16 protein-coding genes and 1 pseudogene are annotated in these 18,188 nt (G+C 70.5%); 13 read left to right on the forward strand and 4 right to left on the reverse strand.

Annotation, left to right across the window (positions count from 1 at the left end):
- Positions 1–162 precede the first annotated feature (162 nt).
- Complete coding sequence (locus OO69_RS02995; RefSeq protein WP_033278716.1) at positions 163–1,200, forward strand: LacI family DNA-binding transcriptional regulator; 1,038 nt, start codon at positions 163–165, stop codon at positions 1,198–1,200.
- Between the two features lie 90 nt (positions 1,201–1,290).
- On the opposite strand, the gene OO69_RS51855 is transcribed toward OO69_RS02995, so the two are convergent.
- The gene (locus OO69_RS51855) at positions 1,291–2,310 is read right to left on the reverse strand and encodes a LysR family transcriptional regulator (protein ID WP_051800733.1); all 1,020 of its coding nucleotides are present in this window, start codon (positions 2,308–2,310) and stop codon (positions 1,291–1,293) included.
- 82 nt (positions 2,311–2,392) lie between these two features.
- On the opposite strand from OO69_RS51855, the gene OO69_RS03005 reads away from it, so the two are divergent.
- The 8 genes from OO69_RS03005 to OO69_RS03040 all read left to right on the forward strand — a co-directional run bounded on the left by OO69_RS03005 (position 2,393) and on the right by OO69_RS03040 (position 10,108).
- Positions 2,393–3,133, forward strand: a complete 741-nt coding sequence (locus OO69_RS03005; RefSeq protein WP_033278717.1) for an amino acid ABC transporter ATP-binding protein — start codon at positions 2,393–2,395, stop codon at positions 3,131–3,133.
- 184 nt (positions 3,134–3,317) lie between these two features.
- Positions 3,318–4,274, forward strand: coding sequence for a glutamate ABC transporter substrate-binding protein (locus OO69_RS03010; protein WP_033278718.1), 957 nt, complete (start codon positions 3,318–3,320; stop codon positions 4,272–4,274).
- Between the two features lie 8 nt (positions 4,275–4,282).
- A complete protein-coding gene (locus tag OO69_RS03015; protein ID WP_033278719.1) occupies positions 4,283–4,930 on the forward strand; it encodes an amino acid ABC transporter permease in 648 nt (215 codons plus the stop codon).
- Positions 4,927–5,745, forward strand: a complete 819-nt coding sequence (locus OO69_RS03020; protein ID WP_033278720.1) for an amino acid ABC transporter permease — start codon at positions 4,927–4,929, stop codon at positions 5,743–5,745. The genes OO69_RS03015 and OO69_RS03020 overlap by 4 nt, the downstream gene beginning before the upstream one ends.
- An 83-nt stretch (positions 5,746–5,828) precedes the next feature.
- Positions 5,829–6,635, forward strand: a complete 807-nt coding sequence (locus tag OO69_RS03025) for a class II glutamine amidotransferase (RefSeq protein ID WP_033278721.1) — start codon at positions 5,829–5,831, stop codon at positions 6,633–6,635.
- A 22-nt stretch (positions 6,636–6,657) separates the two neighbouring features.
- The gene (locus tag OO69_RS03030; protein ID WP_033278722.1) at positions 6,658–7,011 is read left to right on the forward strand and encodes an ArsR/SmtB family transcription factor; all 354 of its coding nucleotides are present in this window, start codon (positions 6,658–6,660) and stop codon (positions 7,009–7,011) included.
- 12 nt (positions 7,012–7,023) lie between these two features.
- On the forward strand, positions 7,024–8,484 hold the full coding sequence (locus OO69_RS03035; protein WP_033278723.1) for a substrate-binding protein: 1,461 nt from the start codon (positions 7,024–7,026) through the stop codon (positions 8,482–8,484).
- A 100-nt stretch (positions 8,485–8,584) separates the two neighbouring features.
- Positions 8,585–10,108, forward strand: coding sequence for an amidase (locus OO69_RS03040; protein ID WP_033278724.1), 1,524 nt, complete (start codon positions 8,585–8,587; stop codon positions 10,106–10,108).
- A gap of 40 nt (positions 10,109–10,148) precedes the next feature.
- On the opposite strand, the gene OO69_RS03045 is transcribed toward OO69_RS03040, so the two are convergent.
- Complete coding sequence (locus OO69_RS03045) at positions 10,149–10,697, reverse strand: pentapeptide repeat-containing protein (protein WP_234444315.1); 549 nt, start codon at positions 10,695–10,697, stop codon at positions 10,149–10,151.
- Positions 10,698–10,724: 27 nt separating this feature from the next.
- Between OO69_RS03045 and OO69_RS49900 the strand changes: the two are divergent.
- Positions 10,725–11,605: pseudogene (locus OO69_RS49900) on the forward strand (transposase).
- Between the two features lie 45 nt (positions 11,606–11,650).
- On the opposite strand, the gene OO69_RS03060 reads toward OO69_RS49900, so the two are convergent.
- Positions 11,651–12,982, reverse strand: a complete 1,332-nt coding sequence (locus tag OO69_RS03060) for an MFS transporter (protein WP_234444316.1) — start codon at positions 12,980–12,982, stop codon at positions 11,651–11,653.
- Between the two features lie 177 nt (positions 12,983–13,159).
- Positions 13,160–15,133 carry an SMI1/KNR4 family protein gene (locus OO69_RS03065; RefSeq protein ID WP_033278725.1) on the reverse strand — a complete coding sequence of 658 codons (1,974 nt, stop codon included), beginning with the start codon at positions 15,131–15,133 and terminating at the stop codon, positions 13,160–13,162.
- Between the two features lie 129 nt (positions 15,134–15,262).
- Between OO69_RS03065 and OO69_RS03070 the strand changes: the two genes are divergently transcribed.
- From OO69_RS03070 to OO69_RS03080, 3 genes are all read left to right on the forward strand, one after another.
- Positions 15,263–15,916 carry a response regulator transcription factor gene (locus OO69_RS03070; protein ID WP_033278726.1) on the forward strand — a complete coding sequence of 218 codons (654 nt, stop codon included), beginning with the start codon at positions 15,263–15,265 and terminating at the stop codon, positions 15,914–15,916.
- A 133-nt stretch (positions 15,917–16,049) separates the two neighbouring features.
- A complete protein-coding gene (locus OO69_RS03075; RefSeq protein WP_033278727.1) occupies positions 16,050–16,703 on the forward strand; it encodes a response regulator transcription factor in 654 nt (217 codons plus the stop codon).
- A 1-nt stretch (position 16,704) separates the two neighbouring features.
- A complete protein-coding gene (locus tag OO69_RS03080) occupies positions 16,705–18,033 on the forward strand; it encodes a sensor histidine kinase (protein WP_078652268.1) in 1,329 nt (442 codons plus the stop codon).
- Positions 18,034–18,188: the final 155 nt, after the last annotated feature.

Consider the following 18,188-nt stretch of genomic DNA (forward strand, 5'->3'; position numbering starts at 1 on the left):
TGACACCGGCCAGAGGCGCCGGTCAACCTCGTTCTGGCCGGAAACTGCTGGCGAAACGCATTGTTTACGCCACTGACTCGACCCCGTCTGACATGATGGCGATCACGGCTCGGCGCACGAGAAGAGTCGTATGGGATCGATTTCATGATCGGGGGTGGGCCGGTGGCCGTCACCTTGGACCAGGTGGCCGAGGCGGCAGGGGTCTCCAAGAGCACGGCCTCGCGGGTGCTCAGCGGTTCCAGTCGGGTCAGCGCGCAGACGAAGCGCGCGGTGCAGTCCGCGGCGGAACGCCTCGGTTACCGCCCCAACCGGATCGCCAGCGGGCTGCGCACCCGGCGCAGCAACCTCGTCGGGCTGGTGATAACGAACCTGGTGAACGCGTCGTTCCACCGCATCACCGAGGTGCTCCAGCAACGGCTGGACGAACGCGGCTACCAAGTGCTGCTGTGCGTCACCGACTCGGACCCGGCGCGCGAACGCCGTTACCTGGACATGCTGTTGGACCATCGCGTCGACGGCCTGATCATCGTGGGCACGGGTGACAACACCTCGACGGTCCGGGAGGTGAGCGCGGCCGGCATCCCCGTTGTCAACCTGATGCGCACCCCCGACAGCGCCCCCGGCGATTCGGTGATGGCCAGCGACCGGGACGGCGCCGAACTGGCCGTCCGCCATCTGCTCGACCTCGGGCACCGGAACATCGCCTTCATCGGCGGCCCGCCCCACGTCGACTCCGGGCGTGACCGGTACGCGGGATTCGCCGCGGCCCTGGCCACCGCAGGACTCGAACCCGATCCCGCCCTGTGCGCGCGGGGTCCCTTCACCGTGCCGTTCGGCGCGGAGGCGGCCATGCGGCTGATGGCCGCGGACAACCGGCCCACCGCGCTGTACAGCGCCAACCACGAGGCGACGTTCGGGGTGCTCGGAGCCCTGGTGCAGCTCGGGGTCCGGGTGCCGGAGCAGCTCTCGCTCGTGTGCCACGAGGAAGCCCCTTGGTTTCCCTACTGGCACCCGCCGATCACCGTCGTCGACAACGGAGCCCGCGACCTCGGCGAACTCGCGGCGGAGCAACTGCTGCGGCGCATCGACAGCCGCCCCGACAACGGCGACCCCGGCGAGGAGGGCGTCGGCCGGCTCATCCGCGTCGGCTCCCGGCTGGTGGTCCGCGAGTCGACCACGGCTCCGCGTCGGCCGGAGTGACGGCCGGCTCCTGGTGTCAGCCGGCCTGTCGGCGCCTGCGGTACTGCCCGGCAACGGCCATTGCCATCACGGCTGTTGGGCGACTCCCGGTCACGACGGCAGGGGTGTGTCGTCCGGCGGCCGGGCCGTGTCGCGCAGTGCGTGGAGGAGGGCGGCGGCCGCGGGGATGCGCAGGGTGTCCGGCCAGAGCAGGGCGAAGACGCGGCGGACCGGCCAGTCGGTGAGGGGGCGGGCGACGACCCGGGGGTCGAAGTGGGCCGTCACGCCGAGTTCGTTCATGACCGCGAGGCCGATGCGGTTGGCGACCAGGCTGTGCAGGGTCAGTTGGTCGTCGGCGGTGGCGGCGATACTGGGTGTGAAACCGGCGTCGCGGCACGCGGCCAGGAAGCGGGTACGGCCGCTCTCCAGCACCCAGCGTTCGCCCGCGAGGTCGGCCAACGACACCGTGGGTGACGCGGCGGCCGGATGGTCGGCCGGGAGCAGGACGCAGCGGCGGTCGGTCAGCAGGGGGACGCGGCGCAGGCGGGGGTCCACGGCGACGGACGGGTCACCCGTGCTGTCGGGGGTGCCGGCGCTGTCACGTGAGCCGGTGCTGTCACGTGCGCTGGTGCCGTCACGTGTGCCGCCCGAACTCCCGGACGGATCCGTGTCGTTGAAGTCCAGGTCGCACATCACCGCGAGCTCGACCGCACCCTCCAGCAACAGCCCGTGCGAGACGCGGCACTCGGCCTGAGTGACCGTGACCTCCAGTTCCGGACGCGTCCGGCGGAGCGTGCCGAGGGCGCGGGGGACCAGGCTGACGCAGCTGCTCTGCATCGCGGACAGGCGGATCCGGCCGGCCTCGGGGGCGGTGAGCGCGGCCAGTTCGTCCTCGGCGGTGCGCAGCGCTGCCAGCACCGTGCCCGCGTGGCGGGCCAACGCCCTGCCCTCCGGGGTGAGTTGAACGCCCCGCCCGCGACGGGTGACCAAGGGGGCGCCGACCGACCGCTCCAGCATCCGCATCTGATAGCTGATCGCGGGCTGCGTGTAGCCGAGGGCGTCGGCCGCGGCCGTGTAGGTGCCGGTGCGGGCGACCTCGGCCAGGACCTGCAACTGTCGGGGGTCGTACATCGGGCAAGCATAAAGAGCCTTTATGAATTCTGGGTGACATTCGAATTGGACGCCCGCGAGCGGTGCCGACGATGCTGATCGCGTGCCGGAAGTTCTCGTACGTATCGAAAAAGTGAACAAGCACTTCGGGGAAAACCATGTGCTGCGCGACATCGACCTCGATATCCACACCGGCGAGGTCGTCGTCCTGCTCGGCGCGTCCGGTTCCGGGAAGTCGACGCTGTGCCGGTGCGTCAACCGGCTGGAGACCGTCGACTCCGGACTGATCAGCCTGGCGGGCGTTCCCCTGCCCGACGAGGGAGGCGAACTCGCGCGGCTGCGGGCCCGGGTGGGGATGGTCTTCCAGTCGTTCAACCTCTTCGGGCATCTCAGCGTGCTCGACAACATCACCCTCGCCCCGGTCCGCGTGCGCGGGCTGTCCCGTCAGGAGGCCGTCGAGCGCGCCCGGCAACTCCTCGACCGGGTCGGACTCGCCGACAAGGCGGACGCCCGGCCCGCGCAGTTGTCCGGCGGGCAGCAGCAACGGGTCGCCATCGCACGGGCGTTGGCGATGGATCCGCAGGTACTCCTCTTCGACGAACCCACCTCGGCACTGGACCCGGAAACGGTCGGCGAGGTGCTCGACGTCATGGCCGCACTGGCGGCCGACGGGATGACCATGCTCGTCGTCACTCACGAGATGGGGTTCGCGCGACGGGTCGCCGACCGGATCGTCTTCCTCGACGAGGGCCGCGTCCACGAGATCGCCACCCCTGACGAATTCTTCGACGCGCCCCGCACCGAACGGGCCCGTGAATTCCTGTCGAAGGTCCTCAGCCACTGAAGCAGTTGAAGCCACGGAAGCAGCAGAGGCCACGGAGGCAGCAGAAGCCACGGAGGCAGCAGAAGCAGTTCAAGCCACTGAGGCCGCCGAAGCCACTGAGACCGGCAGCCGCCGCACCCCGTATTCGCTGCACTCGTATTCGCCGTACCCCGTATTCGCGCAACGACGAAAGGGATTCCGCCCGATGAGACTGTCCCGGCCCCGCCGTGCCCTCGGTGCCGCCTCCGCCACGGCCGCGCTCGCCCTGACCCTCACCGCCTGCGGCGGGTCCACGACCCTGCCGGCCGCCTCCGGTTCGTCCGGTTCCGCCGCCGCGGACGCCTCGAAGACCTACGACGAGATCCTCGCTGCCGCCCCGGTCGCGTCCGCGGATCAGATACCGGCCGGCAGCCTCATGGCGAAGATCAAGAAGCGCGGGACGCTGATCGTCGGCGGCACCGACACCTCCGCGCTCTTCTCGCTCAAGGACCCCGTGACCGGCAAACTCACCGGATTCGACGCGGGGTTGGCCGCGATGCTCGCGAAGTACATCACCGGGAAGACCAGCACCAAGCTGGTCCAGGTCAGCGTAGCCACCCGTGAGCAACTGCTCCGGAACGGAACCGTCGACACGGTGTTCGCCACGTACTCGATCACCCCGGAGCGGGCCAAGAAGGTCGACTTCGCCGGGCCGTACTACTCCTCCGGCGACGCGATCCTCGTCAAGAAGGCCAACACCGCCATCACGTCGGTCGACGACCTCAATGGCAAGACCGTGTGCACGCAGAGCGGTTCGACGGCGGCCAACGACATCAAGGACTTCGCCCCGAAGTCGAAGGTGATCCTCTTCGACGGCAACAGCCAGTGCGTACAGGCCGTCAAGCAAGGCCGGGCCGACGCCTACGTGATCGACCAGGCGATCCTCGTCGGCACGCAGTACCGCGACCCGTCGGTCAAGGTGGTCGGACAGCCTTTCACCACCGACCCGTACGGCATCGGTACGCCGAAGGCCGACCCGGAGATGAAGAAGTTCGTCGACGCCTGGCTGAAGAAGATCGAGGCCAGTGGAGCGTGGGCGAAGCTGTGGAAGGCGACCCTGGGCACCGCCGTCACCGGTACCGCGCCCAAGCCGCCGGTGATCGGCTCGGTCGAGGGCAGCTGACCGGCCTCATGTTCTCCCATGTCGACGCCATCGCCGGGCAGTTGGGGCGAGGGCTATTGCTGACGCTCGCCATGACCGTGCTCGCCTTCACGGGCGCTGTCGCAGTGGGCCTCGTGGTCGCCGTGCTGCGGATCTGCCCGGTGGCACCGCTGCGGGCGTTCGGCGCGGGCTATGTCACGGTCTTCCGCAACATCCCGCTCCTCGTCCTGCTCGTGCTGTTCGTGTTCGGGCTGCCCGATCTCGGGCTGCTGTACCCGCTGTTCGCCACCGTGACCACGGCGATGGCTCTGTACTGGGCCGCGTTCGTGTGCGAGGTCGTGCGCTCCGGGGTGCGGGCCGTACCGCGCGGCCAGGCCGAGGCCGCCCGGGCGCTCGGACTCGGCTTCGGGCAGTGCCTGCGCCATGTGATCCTGCCGCAGGCGGTGCGCCCGATGGTGCAGCCACTGGGCAGCATCTTCATCGGCTGCGCCCTGAGCACCTCACTGGCGGCGGCGGTCGGGGTCGCCGAACTCACCGGCCAGGCCGAGTTCCTGACACTCCGTTACGACCAGCCGCTCACCAGCTTCGCCCTCACCACGGTCGTCTACGTCGCCCTCACCCTCACGTCCGGCCTCGTCGCCGGGCACGTGGAACGGAAGCTGGCGGTGGTCCGATGAAGCCGGTCACGACAGCGCGCCGCGACGACATCCACCTCCTCTTCGATCCGCCGGGACCGCGGGCCCGGCGCCGGATCAGGATCGCTACGGCCGCCTCCCTGACCGCGTTCGCCGCGCTACTCGCCTTCGCCGTACGGCAGTTCGCCGCGCACGGACAGTTCGACGCCGACCAGTGGCGGATGTTCGGCGAATGGCCCATCATCCGTTTCCTGCTCTCCGGGCTGGGCCAGACCCTGCTGGTCACCGCGGTCGCCGCCGCGCTCGCCTTCCCGCTGGGCGGCCTCGTGGCGCTCGGCCGGCTGGCCCGCAACCGGCCGACACGCGCGCTCGCCCGGACGTACGTCGAACTGTTCCGGTCTGTTCCGCTGCTGCTCCTGCTGTACGTGTTCCTGTTCGGGCTGCCCGGAGTCGGCCTGACGTTCCCCGTGTTCTGGCAGCTGGTGATCCCCATCGTGCTGGGCAACGCGGCCGTCGTCGCCGAGATCTTCCGGGCGGGGGTGCTGAGCCTGCCGCGCGGACAGACGGAGGCCGCGTACAGCCTCGGTATGACACACCGTCAGGCCATGGTGTGCGTGGTCGTACCGCAGGCGCTGCGGGCCGTGAGCCCGGCCCTGGTCGGCCAGTTGGTCCGGCTGCTCAAGGACTCGACGCTGGGCTATGTCGTCAGCTACCTCGAACTGCTCCACCAGGCAAAGGTGTTGGGCGAGTACTACCACGCCGTGCTCTCCACCTATCTGGTCGCGGCGGCCTGCTTCATCGCCGTCAACTCCGCGCTGTCCGGGGCCGCTTCGTGGCTGGAAGCGCGGCGCGCCTGACACCGGCGTACGAGAAGAACCGTAAGCAACGCGAGACGTAAGCAACGCCAGACGTAAGCAACGCGAGAGAGGAGCGAACCGGCATGTGCCGCCTGCTCGGCGTGGTCACCCGCGCCCCCCTGCCGCTCGACACCGCCCTGGACGGCCTGGCCGGGCCGTTCACCGAGCTGAGCCTCGAGCACCGTGACGGCTGGGGCATCGCCGCGGGGCAGGGGAACGGGTCAAGTCTCCAGGTCGTCAAGGGAATTGAGCCCGCCGCCGCGGCCGACTCCTGGAGGCGGACCCTCACCGGCACGGTCACCGACGCCGCGCTGCTGCACCTGCGGCTGGCGAGCCCGGGGCTGCCGGTCGTCCCCGGCAACACCCACCCGTTCACGGCCGGCACCGCGGCCTTCGCGCACAACGGGTACTTCACCCCGTACGACGCCCTCGACGGACTGATCGCGCCGGAACTGCTGGCCGGGGCGGCCGGGAGCACCGACTCCGAGCGGTACTTCCTGCGCGTGCTGACCCTGCTGCGGGAGACGGGTCCCGCCGACGCGCTCGCCCGGGCCGCGGCGGACGTCCGGGAGCGGGCCGCCGCCTACGCCAGCCTCAACTGCCTGCTGCTCACCGAGGACGCGCTGTACGCGTACGCCGACGAGGACCCGGAGTCCGAGGTCAGCAGGCGGCGCGGCCCCGACTTCTTCCGGCTGCGCTACCGGGTCGACGCGGACCGGGTGGTCGTAGCCTCCAGCGGGATCCCGCAGCCCGACGACCGCTGGACGGTGCTGCCGTACCGCGAGGTCCTGGAGATCCGCCGGGCCGGCCTGCGCGTCACGACCATGCGGGCGGCCCCTCACGGCGGTCCGGAACCCTCGACTACGCTGGCACATGTCAACCGTCGCTGACCTATGAAGGGGGCGATCCCGGGTGCCCGCAGACCTGGCGTTCGACGCGCTCGCCGACCCCGTACGCCGCCAGATCCTGGGCGTGCTGGCCGAGCGCGAGGAGTGCACCGTGGGGGAACTGGCGGAGCGGATCACCAGCATCGGCCGTACCGGAGTCTCCAGCCACCTGCGTGTCCTGCGCGCCGCCGGTCTGGTGACCGAGCGGAAGGCGGGCCGGTTCCGGCACTACTCGATCGATCCGGCCGGGCCCGCGCGTGACGTCATCGCGACGCTGCAGGCCTTGTTCCAGGGGGCGCTCGCCGATGCCGGGCGCGCCGCCACCGCGACGGAGGCCGCGGCCACCGACCCGGACGTCCAGGACAGCCGGTCCGCCTGATGGGGTGACGTGATGGCCGCACTCCTGCTGCCCGCCGAGGAATGGACCGACGCATCGCCGGCCGCGACGTTCGGCCTGTTCGGCGCGGGCACGGGTGCGGGCTGGGTCTTCGACGCCGTGTGCGACCGGGTCGCGGCGGGGGCGGTGGTGCGGATGGGCGCTCCGCTCGGCGGCCCGGTCTCCGACATGGTGGAGATCATCGGGCGCATCACCGAGGTACGGCTCCCGTCGCCGACACGCGGCCACGCGGGACCGGGCGGCCGTATCGAGATCGTGCACGATCAGCCCTGGCGGGGCCGCATCAAGCTGCGGTTCGACGCCGACCGGGGCGGGACGCGGGTCCGGCTGTTCGCCGAACTCGACGAGGCCGGCTTGGAGTGGCTGATGCGCCGCCGCGGCCTGCCGGCCGGTCGCGGGTCCGCGCCGAATCCGAACGCGCGGATCGGTCTGCTGAACAGCAAGTCGGGCCTGGGGAGCATGTTCGGGGCCGCGAGCGACCACATGGCCATGCTCGCCGTCGAGGAGATCAACGCGGAGGGCGGGGTGCGCGGCCGCCCGGTGGAGCTGGTGGTCGGGGACGACGCCTCGGACCCGGCGGTCGGCGTCGCCGAGGCGTGGCGGCTGGTCCGGGCCGGCTGCCGGACGATCCTGGTCGCCACCACCTCCGCCACCTACTTCGCGGTCTCACGGGCCCTCGCCGGAACCGAAGTGCTCCTGATCCAGCCCCACATGAACGAGGGCGGCGGCACCGGCCCGCTGCGCGTCCAGCTCGGCGAGCACCACGAGGACCAACTGGCGGCGGCGGTACGGCCGTTGATGCGGGCGGCCGGCGGAAAGCGCTGGTTCCTGGCCGGCAACGACTACTGCTGGCCGCGCAGCACGCACGCGGCCGCCCGCCGGATCCTGCCGCGATCGGGCGCACGGGTGGTGGGGGAGCGGTACGCCGCCCTGGGCACCCGCGACTTCACCCAGGTCATCGACGCGGTGACGGCTTCGGGCGCGGACATCGTGCTCTCCACTTTCGTGGGCGCGGACGCCGCGGCCTTCGAGCGGCAGTGCCACGCGGCCGGCCTGCGCGAGCAGTGCCTCACCCTCGCGCCGGCCATGGACGAATCCACCCTGGAGCACGTCGGAGCCGCCGCGGCGCCCGGCCTGTACGCCGTCTCCGGCTACGTCGAGCAACTCGCGTCGCCCGGCAACGCCGTACTCCTGCACCGCTACCGGGAGGCATACGGCCGCTGGGCCCCGCCGCTGTCGACCCTGAGCGAGTCGGTCTTCGAGGCGGCGCACATCTGGTGGTCCGCCGCGCGCCGGGTCGGCGCGGACGAACCACGCCTGATCGCCGAGGCGATGCGCCCCGGCAGGTTCCAACTCCCGCGCGGAACCGTCACGTTGGACGACGGTGGCCGGGTCACCCAGGACCTCTTCGTCACCGAGGCGACCGCCACCGGACTGCGACCGGTCTCGCTGTAACCCCGCCGAACCGGTTAACCGCGAAGTTACGTCAATAAGTATTGACCTATTGGCGCGATGTTCTAGGTTGATGACTGTCCAGCCGAAAAGGAGTCGTCCCTTGTCATCACTCCCCGCACCCGACGCCACCCGCCTCGCGGCGATCGCCGAGCACTTCCACTTCGGCCTGTCCGCCGAGGAGTTGGCGGAGTTCGCGCCCGCGGTGGCAGGCTCCCTCGCCGCCTCGGACGCGGTCGAGCGACTCTACGAACGCACGGCTCCCACCGCCCCGGACCGCGCTTGGACGTCACCCGCTCCGGACGAGAACCCGCTCGGCGCCTGGTACGTGAAGACCTCGGTCACCGAGTCCACCGAGGGCCAACTGGCCGGTCGTACGGTCGCGGTGAAGGACAACATCGCCGTCGCGGGCGTACCGATGATGAACGGTTCGCGCACGGTCGAGGGCTTCGTCCCGCGCCAAGACGCCACCGTAGTACGGCGGTTGCTCGACGCGGGCGCGACGATCGCGGGCAAGTCCGTGTGCGAGGACCTGTGTTTCTCCGGTGCCAGTTTCACCTCGCACCCGGCGCCGGTGCGCAACCCGTGGGACGAGAGCCGGAACACGGGAGGTTCGTCCAGCGGCAGTGCCGCGCTCGTGGCGACCGGGGAGGTCGACCTCGCCCTCGGCGGTGACCAGGGCGGCTCGATCCGGATGCCGGCCGCGTTCTGCGGCATCGTCGGGCACAAACCCACCCACGGCCTGGTGCCCTACACCGGCGCCTTCCCCATCGAGCGGACCCTCGACCACGTGGGCCCGATGACCCGCACCGTCACCGACGCGGCCACGATGCTCGGCGTACTGGCCGGCCCCGACGGCTTCGACCCCCGCCAGCCCGACGCGATCGCCTCGGTGGACTACCTGGCCGCCCTCGCCGAACCCGCCTCTGGCCTGCGCGTCGGAGTCGTCACGGAGGGCTTCGGCACGCCGGTGTCGGATCCCGGCGTCGACGAGGCCGTCCACGCCGCGATCGACGTCCTGGCCTCGGCCGGACTCACCGTGGAGAAGGTGTCGATCCCCTGGCACCTGGACGCCCTCCACGTGTGGAACGTGATCGCGACCGAGGGCGCCGCGTATCAGATGCTCGACGGCAACGCCTACGGCATGAACGCCGACGACTTCTACGACCCGGAGCTGATCGCCCACTACGCGCAGGGACGCGTCGACCGCGGCGCCACCCTCTCCAGGACCGTCAAACTCGTCGGCCTGTCCGGCCGTTACACCTTCGAGGCCGGGGGCGGTAAGTACTACGGCATGGCCCGCCGCCTCCTGCCCCAGGTCCGCGCGGCCTACGACGCGGCACTGGACCGGTACGACGTCCTGGTCATGCCCACGGTCCCCTACACGGCCAAGGAGCTCCCACCGGCCGACGTCTCCCTGGCCGACTACCTCCACCTCGCCCTGTCGATGGTCGGCAACACCGCACCCTTCGACGCGACCGGCCACCCCTCATGCAGCGTCCCCACCGACCTGGTCGACGGCCTCCCGGCGGGCCTGATGATCACCGGCAGGCGCTTCGACGACACCACCGTGCTGCGCGTCGCGCACACCTATGAACGGGCGGTGGGTGGGTTCCCCGCACCCTAGTACTCCAGCTGTAGATCGTGATCTCCCTGTCAGTCAGGCCCTACTCGTTCCCGCCGTGCCCGAATGGCCACCCGATGACGCCTTCCGCTTGGACGTTGCGCATGGACGCTCCCTCGAACCGGGCACCGGTGACGTCGGTCAGCCCGAGCGGGGGCGCGCCCGTAATCACACTTCCGAACCTGGCGTCGGTCAGATCGGTGTCGCGCAGGTCAGCACCCCGTAGATCGCATCCGGCCAGGCTGACCTCGCGCAGTGAAGCCCCGCGCAGATCAGCCTCGCTGAAGTCACAGAACTTGAACCAACACCCGTCCAGGGTGGCGTGGCGTAGATCGACCCCGATGAACGAGCAGCGGGTGAACCACAGCCGCGACGTGCGAGCGGAAGCCAGACTCTGGCCGGTGAAGTCCTCACCGTTCACGGCGGCATAGCTGTGGAGCGCGGCGAGTCGTTGTCTCGCGGTCAGTGGCGTGGTCATGTGCGCCAGCGTGTCAGCCGGGTCGGTGGCCGTCGCCCGGATTTCCGGCAGTTCGCCGTCCGCCGGCTGATCGCACAGGTCCGGGCTGGTGCGGGATCGGCCACCGGTGATCATCGGTGTGTGAAGACAGAAGATCAGACGATGACCGCAGGTCACAGCATGGATCCCGTCCGTTGGCGGGAGGCGTTCGAGGTGGCCACGGGGCGTATCGCGGGCCGGTTCGCCTGGGTCGAACCCCGGCGGCGGGCCGGGGATACGAATCCACATGGCATGCGGCATCTGCTGTGCCGGGCGGCCTGGGACGCCGATGCCGTCCGCGACGACGTGCGCGAGTACGTCGTGGAGCATCTGCACGACGAGGTCGCGGTGGTGGTCGTGGACGAGGCCGGGGATGTGAAGAAGCACCCGCACTGTCGGGGTCCAGCGCCAGTACGCTCCTGGATCTCTGGCCTCAACCGCTGCCGGGCGGCCGGACTCGGCGAGGCCACCGACTTCGCGGCCAAGCCGGAGCTGGCCCGCGTGATGATCGTGCGGTTTCTGGACGCCGGACACCGTGTCGACTGGGTGACCGGCGACGAGGTCTATGGCAGCAACCCGAAACCGCGGTCCGCTCTGGAGGAACGCGGCATGGGCTACGTGCTCGCCGTGGCCTGATCGGCCGAAGTGGCCACCGGAGGAGGCAAGTTCCGTGCGGATGCCCTGGCTGCCATTCCGCCCAGCTGGTGCCGCTGAACACCCTGGCAAGGATCGCCGGTTCCAGGTGGCGAGTGGACGAAACCTTCCAGACCGGGAAGGGCCTGGCCGGGCTCGACGAGCACCAGGTCCGCCGCTACCCCTCCTGGAGCCGCTGGGGCACCCTCGCCATGCTCGCCCACGCCTTCCTCGCCGTCGTCCGAGCCGACGAGCATGCCCGCCGGCCGGGCGATCTGGCCCACCGGCTCGGCTGGTCCGACTGGCGACGCCGCCACCAGGCACGGTCACGGACCAGCCGTTACCTACGACAAGCCGCATCCCAGACATGAAGATCACGATCTACGGCTGGAGTACGAGGCGCAGTGGTCATGTGGTCAGCATCGCCGAAACGGCCGCCGGCGTGACCACATCCGCTTCGCCCCCGAGCCCTGCGGCAGCAAGCCCTCCGCCCGGTCGTGGCGAGAACCGGCACTGTCCATCTGCCTCCAGGCCGGGAAGATCAGCGGGCACAGCGTGGCGAGCAGATACACACCGCCGACCGTCAGCAGCGTGGAGGGTGGGCCGACCGAATCCACGAGGAAGCCCGCAGCGAGTCCGCCCAGCGGAGTGATCAGTTGGACCGAGGCTGTTGTCGCACTCAGTACGCGGCTGCGCAGTTCCTCAGGCACCGTCTCGTACATCACCGTGGCCATGATGGGGTTGAGCACCCCGCAGGCGAGACCCTCGACCGCCATGGTCACGGCCAGCGGCGCGAAGGTGTCGGTGCAGGCGGCCACCACGAAGCGCGGCAGGCCCACGACGAGGAACGCGATCGTGAACACGGGCCAGCGCCGGAAGTGGCTGCCCACCGCCCCGTAGGCCAGTGCTCCCGTGAGTGCGCAGATCCCGAACGTCGCGTTCAGCAGGCCGAGATCGATGGAACCGGCGAGCTCCTCACGGGCATGCACAGGGAGGAGTACGGCGCTCCATCCCTGGTCGAGGCCCCTGGTGACCAGCGTCATCAGGCACAGGCCCAGCAGCAACGGCGTGGCCGCCACGAAGCGGTACCCTTCCGCGAGTTCATGGCGGTAGATAGCCAACGACACTGGTTCCGCCCGGCGTTGGGCCTGTGCCTCGGGCAGGCCGCGGACCCCGAGCGCGAACAGCGGCGCGGACACGGCGAAGGTCGCGGCATCCACCAACAGGACGTTCTCGGCACCGAGTACGGCGATCAGCACACCCCCGAGCGCGGACCCGGTCAGCCCCGCGCAGCGGGCCGCGCCGTCGTACAAGCCGGCAGCCCTGGTCAGCGGCATTCCGGCGCGTTCGGCGAGCGTGGGCAACAGCACGCCGCGGGCGGTTTCCCCCGGCGTGCGGCACAGCCCTGTCATCGCCATCAGCACGCACAGCATCCAGAACCGCAGGATGCCGGCGAAGTGCAGCAGCGGGATCGCCGCGACCGTGAGCCCGCAGGCGAGGTCTGAGGCGACACTCACCCGCCGTCGCCCGACCCGGTCGATGACCGGACCGCCGACGAGCGCTGCGAGCACCACGGGCAGCAGGGTGCAGAACGCGACGATCCCGGCCTTGGCGGCACTGCCCGTGCTCTGCAGCACGAACCACGGCACACCCATGTACGTGAGGCAATTCCCGGTGATCGAAAGGAGGTTGGCGGCAAGGACCGTGGTCAGAGGACGGCGATCACCCGCCAAGAAATCTTCGGGCACTGCGGTGGTCTCCCATACAGGGAAGCGCCCACCGCGAACGAAGCAGGTCAGCCGGTGGGCGAGGCGAAGTGTTCAGCGTCTGGCGCGCACGGCGAGGCGCACCGCGATGCGGTGTTCACAAGCAGCGCCTCCAACACTTCGCCGGGATGACCACCCGGCACTTCCACACATTGTCCCCTAGGGCCGCTTACCTGCTTCCGGCCCGTTGCCCCCCGTCCGCTCGCCCTCCGCCGGGTGCATGGCGGCCGGCTGCAGGCGGACCGTCATGTACGTCTCGCCCTGCCTTGGCGGGCGGGTCCAGGAGCGGGAAGTGAAGGTGTGCAGCCGCCCGTTCACGATGGCGTGACGCGGCAGGGACGCACCGAACTCCTCGGCCACCACCTCCAGCAGCGGTCGTTCTGCTCGGGCGATGTCCTCCAGGTCGTCGAAGAACCGGCTCGGGTCCAGCGCCCGCGGTATGTCCCCGCTCCGCCGGATCTCTCCGTCCGCGTACGTGAACGCGTACTGCTCGGCACCGTCCCGTGCCACCGAGAGGTGGAAGAACGGCTTCCCGTGCGGTGCCCTCAAGCCGCTCCACACCACCACCGCGCGGGTGCCCGTGCCGGCGGTCGCGGCGGGGGAGACGAAGCGCTGCGGGGTGAACGGGGCGGGCTCGCCGTCGAAGGCGAAGCTCCAGCCGGTGCCGGTCCGGCCGACCGCCATGAGTGCCCTGTCGTCGTAGGACGAGAACTCACTCCGGTTGTACCGCGATCTCTGGAGCGTCTCCCGGAAGGTCATGGGTTCGTTCAGTACGGTGCCGTCCTTGTCCGCGTCCTCGTCCGTGAGGCGGCCGGGCAACTCCTTCGGCTCGGTATCTTCGACCAGGACGAACCGGTACGACGTGCGGTTCTTGCCCCAGTACGGCTCCGCGAGCCACGCCAGGCCGGCCGGATCGAGACCGGCCGTCGGGCTCGGTGCCTCGCCGCGCTGCCCGCCTCTCGGCGTCGACAGCAGCTCGCGGCCCCGCTCCGGGGTCAGCAGCGGTCCGAGCAACGGGTCGGCCACCCACCCCAGCGGCGCCAGATGGTCCGGGCCCAGCGGCTGCCACAGGGGAAGAGCGTTCATCAGCGTTCGCCATGCCCCGTCGGTGTCTCCCCACCGCGCCAACTCCCGCGCCCGCTCGACCGCTTCGCCGTACGGCCCGGCCGCCGTGTACCGGTACGTGCCGTCCCTCACCTGATCCAGCGTCGCGAAGGCCAGTGACACCAGGTCGTCGTCGGCGCCCGGCAGATGGAACATCAGCGTGGAGTCGTCCCGGTACGACTGCCTCGCGTGCTCGGCGACCAGCGGCGGCAGCAGATCGGGCGCGTACCGAGGGTCCGTCACCAGGCCGTCGTAGTACACCATGTAGGTCTGCCCGAGCAGTCGGCGTGTCTGGTCCCCCAGCCCGGCGGCCCGCGCCCTGCTGTACCCCTTGGCCTCGTCCAGCGCCTTCACGGCCTCCTCCCAGCCGCCGCGCAGCGCCTCCAGCCGGGCCTCCTCCACCTGGGCGTCCAGCTTTCGCGTCGTGTCGTTGGCGAACACCGGCCCACCGTCGCTCCGGCGCGCCTGAAGGCTGTGGAACTCGCGGTGCATGTCCCGCATGAACGCGGTGAAGTCGGCGTGCCGCGCGGGTGCCTCGGCCCGCCAGCTCGACCACGTGTACACGGCCCACTCGCCGTGCTCGTCCACGTCCTCGGGATCGAGGAGGACGTGCGTGATGTCGGACTCGACGTCGAGCTGCAGCCCGCGCCGCCAGAGGTCCGCCTCCCGCCGCTCCTCGGGTCCCGCGTCCTCGTCCAGGTACTCCTCGAAGATGTCCGCGAGCCCTGACTCGTTGTTGTGCCAGTGCGCGTCCTCGGCCCCCGCCAGCAGCCGTACGAATCCGCCCGCGTGCCGCCACCCGTCGCTGACCTTGAGGAACTCCCGGTACGACGGGGGCACTTGCCGGCCGAGGCGCTCCTCCATGGCCGCGATCCGCTCCTCCGACGCGGCCGGGAACCCCAGCCAGCGCGCCCGTCGCGCGGCCTCGTCGAGCTCACCCCGCGCCTCGCCGTCCGGGAGGGAATCCGCCCACTCCCCGCTCCACTTGAGCAGGAAGGACCGCCAGTCGAATGTCGTGGAATCCGTCATACGCCCGATGCTGCCACCCGCCACTGACAACGCCCCGCTGCCGCCGTGACGGGGGAAGCCGGCGCGTCGATGTCACCGCGGGAAACCCCTGTTACCTCTAAGTGACCTTCCTGCTGCCACAGTTGGGGTATGCGCGTACTGATCGTGGAGGACCACAAGGATCTCGCGGAGAGCGTCGCGAGGGGGCTGCGTCGGCATGCCATGGAGGTCGAGCTCGCGCACGACGGCGAGCAGGGGCTGAGCCGGGCGTCGAGCGGGGCCTACGACGTCGTCGTCCTGGACCGTGACCTGCCGCTCGTGCACGGTGACGAGATCTGCCGTGCGCTCGTCCGGCAGGGCAGCCCGTCCCGCGTGCTGATGCTCACCGCGGCCGGGACCCTCGCCGACCGCGTCGACGGCCTCGACCTCGGCGCCGACGACTACCTGGCCAAGCCCTTCTCCTTCGCCGAACTCATCGCCCGTGTCCAGGCGTTGGACAGACGCGATCAGCCCGCCGTGCCCCCCGTCCTCGTCCGCGGCGACATCGAACTCGACCCCGCCCGCCGCACCGCGCTCCGCGGCGGACGCAAGCTGGACCTCTCGCCGAAGGAGATGGCCGTCCTGGAGGTGCTGCTCGCCGCCGGCGGTGCCGTCGTATCCGCCGAGGAACTGCTGGAACGGGCCTGGGACCGGGACGCCGACCCGTTCAGCAACACCGTCAAGGTCACCGTCAGCCGGCTGCGCCGCAAGCTCGGCGACCCGGCGGTCATCGAGACGCTCCCGCACGTCGGTTACCGGATCTGATGGGCGCGACCGCGGGTCGGCCCTTGTTGCCAGGCGGGTGACGGTACGCCAGCCTGTGAGGGGAGTAACCCGGGTGTGACCCGGGGCGGGGGAGCCTGGGGTCCGTGACGCGTTGTGTCTCGTAGGGGGAGCGATGAGGGTACTGGTGGTTGAGGACCATACGGAACTCGCGGACTCGATCACCAGAGTGTTCCGCCGCGAGGGCCTCGCCGTGGACACCGCCTACGACGGCAGGACCGCGCTCGACCTCGCCATCGACGTCGACTACGACGTGGTCGTCCTCGACCGCGACCTCCCCGACGTCCACGGCGACGAGGTGTGCGCCGAACTCACCGCCGAGAGCGTCCGCACCAAGGTGCTCATGCTCACCGCCTCCGCCTCCATCGCCGACCGGGTCGAAGGCCTCGGCCTCGGCGCCGACGACTACCTCCCCAAGCCCTTCGCCTGGGCCGAACTCCTCGCCCGCACCCGCGCCCTCGGCCGCCGCGCCCACCCCGTACGGGAGCCCGTCCTCGCCCGCGGCTCCCTCCTCCTCGACCCCGCCCGCCGCACCGCCAGCCACGCCGGCACCCAACTCCCCCTCACCGCCAAGGAGTTCGGCGTACTCGCCTACCTGCTCGGCGCCGAGGGACGGACCGTCCCGGCCGACGAACTGCTCGCCAAGGTGTGGGACGAGGTCACCGACCCCGGCACCACCACCGTCAAGGCCACGGTCAACCGGCTCCGGACCAAACTCGTCGACCGCTCCGTGATCCAGACCGTGCCCGGAGAGGGCTACCGGATCTGACATGGCGACAACCCTCTTGTCCCAAGCCCGAGTTCGCGCCCACACCTGGCTGAGCGGCCCCGGCGCCGCCCGGGTACGGGCCCTGGTCCGCCTCCTCACACCCCGCCGGGTCCGGGTCCGCTTCGCCATGCTCTTCGGGCTGCTGTTCATCGCCTCCGGCGCGGTCCTGCTCGGCATCACCTATCTGCTCGTCAACCGCCCCACCCACAACGTCGTCACCGCCGTACACGACGAAGGGGTACCGGGAAGCGGTTCGTCACCGGGGACCGTCATCCGGCCCGGCCCGGGCTCCGGGTCCCCGCAGGACCTCACCGTGTGGCTCAACGACCAACTGCGCAGGCAGACCGAGCATCTGCACGACGCCCAGATGCACGACCTCCTCGTGCAGTCCGGCACCGCCCTCGCCATCATGGCCGCGATCTCCATCGTGCTCAGCTGGCTCCTGGCCCGGCGGGTGCTCCGGCCCATGCGCACCCTCAACGCCGGTATCGCCCGGATCTCCGCCAGCAACGTGCACGAGCGCCTCGCCGTCGCGGGCCCCCGCGACGAGATCAGCGAACTCGCCGACAGCATCGACGGACTCCTCGCCAGGCTCGAGGCCGCCCTGGAGTCCCACAAGCGCTTCGTCGCCAACGCCGCCCACGAACTGCGCACCCCGCTCACGGTGGAACGCGCCCTCCTGGAGGAGTCCCTCCTCGACCGCGACGCCACCGCCGAGTCGTTCCGCGAGAACTTCGAGCGCCTGCTGCGGATCAGCACCCACCAGGGCGCCCTGCTGGAATCCCTCCTCACCCTGGCCGTCAGCGAACGGGGCGTGGAGCGGACCGAGCCCGTCGACCTGGCCGAGATCAACGAGTCCGTGCTGCTCACCCAACTCCCCGAGACCCTGCGGCACGGCGTACGGATCGAGGACCGCACCGAACCGGCGCCGGTAGCCGGCGACACCGCCCTCCTGGAGCGCCTGGTCGCCAACCTCGTGCACAACGCGGCCTACTACAACGTTCCCGACGGGACCGTGGACATCACCGTGCGGCGCCACGACCGACGTGCCGTCCTCACGGTCTCCAACACCGGCCCCGAGGTCCCCAAGGACCGGGTCGACCAGCTCTTCGAACCCTTCCAGCGCATGTGCCGCACCGCCGGCGACGGCCACCACGGCCTCGGCCTGTCGATCGTCCGCGCCATCGCCGCCGCCCACGACGCCACCCTCACCGCCCACGCCAGGCCGGGCGGTGGACTCGTCGTCGAGGTCTCCTTCCCCCTCCTTGTCAAGGCCGGGGAGCGATATGAAGGTTGGTCACAGCCGCGCGCGGCGACCGCGTCCAAGTGACCAGAACGGCGGGTTGGACGACACCCTCCGATAGGTATTGTTCTGATTGACCGGCCCCGGTCGTGAACGGGCTTCGACGACGTTTCACCGGGCTTTCCGGTCCACGGGTGGGGATTCCCAGGAGCTTCCCGAGCGGAAGCTCTTTGCCTTGCGTT

Origin of the sequence: Streptomyces sp. NRRL F-525 (genome assembly GCF_000716605.1) — a bacterium.
In the GTDB taxonomy this organism is placed as follows: Bacteria; Actinomycetota; Actinomycetes; order Streptomycetales; family Streptomycetaceae; genus Streptomyces.